Here is a 6,519-nt window from a genome sequence, read left to right on the forward strand (position 1 = left end):
AGCCACGGCCATGAGCAAGACCCCGAATTCGGCCCCCGATCCCGCCGCCCAGGCCGCCCTGGAACGCTTCAAGGCGCAGCGGGTGACGGCCATCTATCGTCTGGATCTGATCGCCCAGGGCGCGACCATTTCCTATGAGGACGGGACGCCGGTGGACATGGCGTCGGAGAAGACGCGGCTGGAGGCCGTGGTCGCCGACATGGATCGCCGCATCGCCCAGCTGGAGCGGGCGGGCGGGTGAGCCTGCCGCTGCTGCCCGACCGGACCTGCGGGGCTTGCGTCGAATGCTGCCGCGCCATTCCGCTGGACCTGCCCGAACTGGCCAAGCCGACCGGCGAACTGTGCGCCTATTGCGTCGAGGCCGCCGGCTGTTCCGTCCACGCGATCCGGCCCCAGACCTGCCGGATCTGGTTCTGCCTGTGGCGGGTGGTCGAGCTGTCGGACGATTGGCGGCCCGACCACAGCGGGGTGATCGTGCGGCCCGACGGGATCGAAGACGGGATCATCACCCTGTATGTGCTGCGGCCGTCCGAGTTTCTGGCGTCGGCCGACTTCTTCGCCACGGTCTCCGGCTGGATCGCCGAGGGGATCGAGGTGGCGCTGAGCATTCCCGGTCCGGTCGGGACCTATCCGGCCCGCGCTGTCGTCACCGACTGGCTGCGGCCGGCGGTGGAGGCGGGCGATCCGGCCGCTTTCGTGGGGCGGGTGCTGCGGTCGCTGGACAAGCTGGCGGAGCATGATTTCCAGCCGGACGGGGTGGTGGCGCGCTACGCCGTGGCCTGATCTGACGGGCTTGGGACGCGCGGCGCATACGGGTTTTCCGCAGGCCCGACTTAGCCGGTTCTTAACAGCGTACCGTCAGTGATCGTCCTACAATAACCGTCGTCCAGAAAGGGCGCCGCAGCTATGCACGAATGGGACGCCCTGCGTCGCCCGATATGGTTGTTCGATCCGGTCAGCCGGCGCGGCGTCTACGCCAATCCGGCGGCGCTGGAGCTATGGGAGGCGGACAGTCTGGAGGCCCTGCTGGCCCGCGACTTCGGCCAGCTGTCGCCGGCCGCCGTGGCGCGCGTCGAACGACTGGCGCGCGAGACCGCCGACGGGTCGGTCGTCTGTGACGAGTGGACCTTCTATCCCAACGGCCATCCGGTGACGGTGGCGACGGTGATCTCGACCTATCTTCTGGAAGACGGCACGCCCGTGCTGCTGATCGAGGCCTCGCCCATTGCGGCCGACGGCGACGAGAACCGCGCGACCGAGGCCCTGCGCCATACCTCGACCCTGATCAGCCTGTTTGACCCCGAGGGGCGGCCGATCTTCTCCAACCCGGCCGCATACGCCGCCTATGGCACGGCGACGAACGGGTTCGAGGCGCGGTTCGCCGAGCCCGACCGCGCCGCGCCGCTGCTGGCCGCAGCCCTGGCCGGAAACGCCGTCGCCGACATCTGTCAGGTGGTCACGCGCGAGGGGCTGCGCTGGCATCAGCTCGACGTGCGGCCGGTCACGGATCCGGCGACCGGCCAGGTCAGCGTGCTGCTGGACGAGCGCGACGTGACGGCGCGGATCGAAGCCCAGAACGCCCGCGTTCTGGCCGAGCAGAAAACCGCAATGGCCGAGGCGCGCCAGGCCTTCCTGACCGAAATGTCGCACGAGCTGCGCACGCCGCTGAACACGGTGATCGGCTTCTCGGACCTGCTGGCGACGTCCAGCCTGAATGTCGAACAGGCCGACCATGTCGGGCGGATCAACAGCGCCGGCCAACGCCTGCTGGCGGTGGTCAACGAGATGATCGACCAGTCGGTCGGAGACGTCCCGGAAGACGAGGCCGCGCGCTCATCGACGGGTCTCGCCGTCGTCGAGGCGGCGACTTCCGAGGCTCCCGAGGCGGAAAGGTCGGGCCTGACGCCCAGGGTCCTTTATGTCGATGATCACGACTGCAACCGGGCCCTGGTGGTCGCGGTGCTGGAGGCCCAGGGCATCGCCTGCGCCACGGCCGAGGACGGCGCCCAGGGGCTGGAAGCCGCCCGCACCGGCGACTGGGACCTGATCCTGATGGATATCCAGATGCCGGTCATGGACGGGGTCGCCGCCACCCGCGCCATCCGCGCCCTGCCGGGCCATCGCGGCGCCACCCCCATCGTCGCCCTGACCGCCAACACCCTGGCGGAACAGAAGGCTGAATATTTCGCGGCCGGCATGGACGATTGCATGGCCAAGCCGATCAACATCATCGAGCTGACCCACATGGTCCTGAGCTGGACCAGCAGCGACTGGCGCCGGAACGGGCCGCCGCTGATCGCCGCCGTCGCCTGAGACGCGCGCCCTGATACGCGTGATTTGAGGCCCGCCCTTCTTTCAGGCGGTCGTCAGGCCGGCAGGACGGACTGGATTCCCGCCAGCAGACTGGCGGCGGTGATGGGCTTGGGCACATGGATGTCGGCGCCGGCCTGGATCGCCTGCTCGCGGTGCTGGGCCATGGCGTTGGCGCTCAGCATGATGATCGGCGTGTGGATGTTGGCGGCGCGGGCGGCCTCAAGCTCTCGGATCGTGCGGGTCGCCGTCAGCCCGTCCATCACCGGCATCTGCATGTCCATCAGGATCACGTCGAAGCTGCCGGCCTGGAAGGCGGCGACGGCCTGGGCGCCGTCCTCGACCGTGATCAGTTCGACAGGGTGTCCAGCCAGGATCAACTGAACCACGCGCTGGTTGGTCGGATGATCTTCCGCCAGCAGAACCCGGATGGTGTGCATCGGCGCCGCGACCTCGGCCGCTCTGGCGCGTTCGCCGGCGACATAGTCGGACAGGGAGGTGCTGCGGGCCACGGGGATTTCGACCCTGAAGCGGCTGCCCAGGCCGGGCGTCGATTCCGCATTGATCCGCCCCCCCATCATCTCCACCAGGGCGCGGCAGATCGACAGGCCCAGGCCCGTGCCGCCGAAGCGCCGGGTGATGGTGGCGTCGGCCTGGCTGAAACGGTCGAACAGGCGGGGGGCGTGTTCGGCGTCGAAGCCGACGCCTGTGTCCTGGATGTCCAGAACCAGCTGGCACAGGCCGTCGTGGTCTTCGTCCAGGGCGATCCGGATGGTGACGCCGCCCTGGTGGGTGAATTTCACCGCGTTGGACAGGAGGTTGCCGACCACCTGACGGATGCGGGTGCTGTCGCCGACGAAGACGCCGCGCGCCTCGTCGTCGCGGATGACGTCGAACCTCAGACCCTTTTCGTCGGCGCGGACACGCATCACCTCCAGCGGCGCGTCCAGGGCCTCGTCCAGGTCGAAGGGGCGGGTTTCCAGGGTCAGTTCGCCCGCCTCGATCTTGGAGACGTCGAGGATGTCGGACACCAGCCGTTCCAGGGTGACGCCGGATGCGCGGATCAGATTGACCATCTCGGTCTGGGTCGGATCCAGGGGGGTGCGCGACAGGGCGTCGACGATGCCGATCACGCCGTTCAGGGGCGTGCGGACCTCGTGGCTCATATTGGCCAGGAAGTCGGACTTGGCGCGGCTGGCGGCCTCGGCGGCGGCCTTGGCCTCCATCAGGGCCTGTTCGGCCGCCACCTTGGCCGTCACATCGCGCGCGACCGCGTATATGCGGTCGCCGAACCGCTGGGCGCGCCATTCCAGGGTGACGTAGTGGCCGGCCTTGTGCCGATAGCGATTGACCTGACCCAGAACCGGGTCGCCGGGGCGGCGGTTCGTGACCTCCAGGATGGACGTCTGTGTGGCGGGCAGATCGTCGGGATGCACGAGGCGGGGCAGAGTCTGGCCGACCAGTTCATCGGGCCTATAGCCCAGGACCGAAAACCAGGAGGCGCTGGCCTTGACCACAGGTCCGTCAAGCTCACGCACCACGAGAAGATCCAGCGACACGTCGAAGAAGGTGTCCAGATCAACCTCGGTGGGGTGTGGGCGCAGCGCCTCGGCGGGCGAACGGATCATTGCGGCAATTCCTCGCGAAGTGATTCAAGCATAACGCGAGATCGGTTAAGGCCGCCTTTGCGAGCGCGAGGATGTTTCAGCGGGGCTCATATGTCGCGTCTGCTAGGGTGAAGCCATGATCGCCACACTGCTTGTCGCCGCCGCCCTCCAGACCGCCCCTGCGGTCTCGGTTACAGATCGCATTGAAAATCTGAACCTGGCCGACGACCGGACCTGCACCGCCGACGGCGCCTGGTGCGTCAGCCTGGTCCAGGAAATGCGCGAGGGCGAGGTCGTCGTCACGCCGGTCGTGCGGGCGGCAGGCGAAGCGGCGGGGGGCGAAATCGAGGCCGGCGAGGTCGAGACCTATCAGCCGTGGACCGGCCTGGTGCGGCTGGCGGACGGCGGCTTCCTGGCCGGGGTCGAGGCGGGCGCCCGCAGCATGTATTCCGGCGGCGGGGGTCAGGCGTCGGAACTGAGGCTCTATCGCCTGACCGCGGCCGGGGAGCCGGGCGCCGCGCCGGTCCTGACCGTCCCGATCCGGGGGGCGCTGATGATCCGCGCCTGTTTCAGCGAGGCGGACATGAAACAGCGCGCCGGCGCCTGTCACGACGAGTACGGTTTCGACGCCACGCTGAAGACGGCGGGCGGGTCGGACGCCCTGCCCATGCTGGACTATGAGACCGTCGCCACCGCCTTTCCGCGCGGGGTCTCGCGGTCCGCGGACTCGCTGGAGAAGGCGCCCCTGACCAAGGCCGATCTGTTCGCGGAACGGGATCCGAACTGCAGCTACCAGCGGCGCTTCGTGTTCGATGCGGCGGCGGGCGTCTATCAGCCGGACCGGCCGCTGCCGGACTGTTCGGACTATACGGTCCCGTAGGGTCAGTAGGCGAAGTCGGCGTAGATGCGCTTCACATCGCCCTGCCAGGCGCCGTGATACAGGTCCAGCAGGCGTTCGGCCGGGGTGACGCCGCTGTCGGCGATGTCTTCCAGTTCCGACAGATAGCCGCGCTCGTCGACCATGCCTCCCGAGAAGCGCGCCCGGTTCTTCAGGCCCTGTTTGGCGATATTGACCAGGTCCACGGCGATGTCGCGCACCGACCGGCCCGCCACCTCGGCCTTCAGGCCCAGGCGCGTCACGTCGCGGCGCAGGCGTTCGTGGTCGGCGATATCCCAGTCCTTGACCAGGTCCCAGGCGGCGGCCAGCGAGGGGGCGTCGTACAGGACGCCGGCCCACAGGGCGGGCAGGGCGCAAATCCGGCTCCACGGACCGCCGTCAGCGCCGCGCATCTCCAGATAGGCCTTCAGCCGCACCTCGGGGAAGAGGGTGGTCAGATGGTCGTTCCAGTCCTTGAGGGTCGGATATTCCCCGGGCAGGGCGGGCAGTTTGCCGGCCTGGAAATCACGGAACGACTGGCCCGAGGCGTCGACGTATTTGCCGTCGCGCTTGGCGAAATACATCGGCGTGTCCAGCGCATAGTCGGCATAGCGCTCAAAGCCGAACCCATCCTCGAACACAAAGCCCAGCATGCCGGTGCGGTCGGCGTCTGTGTCGGTCCAGACATTGGCCCGGGCCGACAGGAATCCGTTGGGCCGTCCCTCGGTGAAGGGCGAACAGGCGAACAGGGCGGTGGCGATCGGCTGCAGCGCCAGCGATGTGCGGAACTTGGCCACCATGTCGGCTTCGGAGTCGAAGTCCAGATTGGCCTGGATGGTGCAGGTGCGCAGCATCATGTCCAGGCCCAGGGTCCCGACCTTGGGCATATAGGCGCGCATGATGTCGTATCGGCCCTTGGGCATGACCGGCACCTGTTCGCGCGTCCACAGCGGGTCGAAGCCGGCGCCCAGGAAGCCGACGCCCAGCTGGTCGGCCACCTGTTTGACCTCCATCAGATGCTGGCCGGTCTCATTGCAGATGTCGTGGATGGTCTTCAGCGGGGCGCCGGACAGTTCGAACTGGCCGCCGGGCTCCAGGCTGACCGAGGCGATGAAGCCTTCGTCGTTCTTGCGCTCCAGCCCGATCAGGACGCCGTTTTCCTCGACCCGCGACCAGCCGAACCTTTGCAGGCCCTCCAGCATGGCGTGGATGCCGTTCGGGCCGTCATAGGCCGGGCGGGCCAGGCTGATCTTGTCGAAGCCGAACTTCTCGTGCTCGGCGCCGATCCGCCACTGGTCCTTGGGCTTGGCGCCCTTGGACATGGCCTCGATCAGGACGTCCCGGCTCAGCGGCGCGTTTGCAGTCATGCGTCAGATCCCCTCGGGCGCATCGCGAGCGACCGTGTGTCGCGGCTAGATGGGCGAGGTTGGGGCCGGGCTCAAGGGGGGGATCAAATTCCGCTCATCCCCGCGAAAGCGGGGACCCAGGTCTTTGGGCGATAGATCTGAAAAATCAGCGACCGAAAGCGATCCAAGGCGCCGGAAATGCGAAAGGATTGGGTCCCCGCTTTCGCGGGGATGAGCGCTTCAAAAATCAGCGCTCCCAATCGCCCACCGCCGCCTGCCACAGCGTCATGGCGGCGATGGCGGCGGTGTCGGCGCGCAGGATGCGCGGGCCCAGAGAAACGGCGGTGGTGAAGGGCAGGGACCGTAGGCGTTCGCCTTC

At 68.0% G+C, this 6,519-nt stretch carries 7 protein-coding genes; 4 read left to right on the forward strand and 3 right to left on the reverse strand.

The window, feature by feature from the left end; translation table 11 throughout:
• Positions 1-10 precede the first annotated feature (10 nt).
• The 3 genes from Q7J26_RS06755 to Q7J26_RS06765 all read left to right on the forward strand — a co-directional run bounded on the left by Q7J26_RS06755 (position 11) and on the right by Q7J26_RS06765 (position 2,313).
• Positions 11-241, forward strand: coding sequence for a hypothetical protein (locus Q7J26_RS06755; protein ID WP_304935725.1), 231 nt, complete (start codon positions 11-13; stop codon positions 239-241).
• The gene (locus Q7J26_RS06760; protein WP_304935726.1) at positions 238-783 is read left to right on the forward strand and encodes a hypothetical protein; all 546 of its coding nucleotides are present in this window, start codon (positions 238-240) and stop codon (positions 781-783) included. The genes Q7J26_RS06755 and Q7J26_RS06760 overlap by 4 nt, the downstream gene beginning before the upstream one ends.
• Before the next feature lie 123 nt (positions 784-906).
• Positions 907-2,313 carry a response regulator gene (locus Q7J26_RS06765; RefSeq protein WP_304935727.1) on the forward strand — a complete coding sequence of 469 codons (1,407 nt, stop codon included), beginning with the start codon at positions 907-909 and terminating at the stop codon, positions 2,311-2,313.
• Between the two features lie 53 nt (positions 2,314-2,366).
• Here Q7J26_RS06765 and Q7J26_RS06770 read toward each other — a convergent pair whose 3' ends face one another.
• Entirely contained in the window at positions 2,367-3,938 is a 1,572-nt protein-coding gene (locus Q7J26_RS06770; RefSeq protein ID WP_304935728.1) for an ATP-binding protein, read from the reverse strand.
• A 115-nt stretch (positions 3,939-4,053) separates the two neighbouring features.
• Between Q7J26_RS06770 and Q7J26_RS06775 the strand changes: the two genes are divergently transcribed.
• Entirely contained in the window at positions 4,054-4,797 is a 744-nt protein-coding gene (locus Q7J26_RS06775) for a hypothetical protein (protein ID WP_304935729.1), read from the forward strand.
• A gap of 2 nt (positions 4,798-4,799) precedes the next feature.
• On the opposite strand, the gene Q7J26_RS06780 is transcribed toward Q7J26_RS06775, so the two are convergent.
• Both Q7J26_RS06780 and Q7J26_RS06785 read right to left on the reverse strand, forming a co-directional pair.
• On the reverse strand, positions 4,800-6,161 hold the full coding sequence (locus Q7J26_RS06780) for a glutamate--cysteine ligase (protein WP_304935730.1): 1,362 nt from the start codon (positions 6,159-6,161) through the stop codon (positions 4,800-4,802).
• Between the two features lie 226 nt (positions 6,162-6,387).
• Positions 6,388-6,519 (reverse strand): 16S rRNA (uracil(1498)-N(3))-methyltransferase (locus Q7J26_RS06785; RefSeq protein WP_370651918.1); only part of this gene is annotated, 132 nt, incomplete at its 5' end.

This window comes from Brevundimonas sp., from assembly GCF_030656255.1.
Lineage (GTDB): Bacteria > Pseudomonadota > Alphaproteobacteria > Caulobacterales > Caulobacteraceae > Brevundimonas.

Excerpts from the sequence above, each read along its gene's own strand:
- Q7J26_RS06775 (WP_304935729.1), top strand. The coding sequence starts at position 4,054 with ATGATCGCCACACTGCTTGTCGCCGCCGCCCTCCAGACCGCCCCTGCG.
- Q7J26_RS06770 (WP_304935728.1), bottom strand. The coding sequence starts at position 3,938 with ATGATCCGTTCGCCCGCCGAGGCGCTGCGCCCACACCCCACCGAGGTT.
- Q7J26_RS06780 (WP_304935730.1), bottom strand. The coding sequence starts at position 6,161 with ATGACTGCAAACGCGCCGCTGAGCCGGGACGTCCTGATCGAGGCCATG.
- Q7J26_RS06755 (WP_304935725.1), top strand. The coding sequence starts at position 11 with ATGAGCAAGACCCCGAATTCGGCCCCCGATCCCGCCGCCCAGGCCGCC.
- Q7J26_RS06765 (WP_304935727.1), top strand. The coding sequence starts at position 907 with ATGCACGAATGGGACGCCCTGCGTCGCCCGATATGGTTGTTCGATCCG.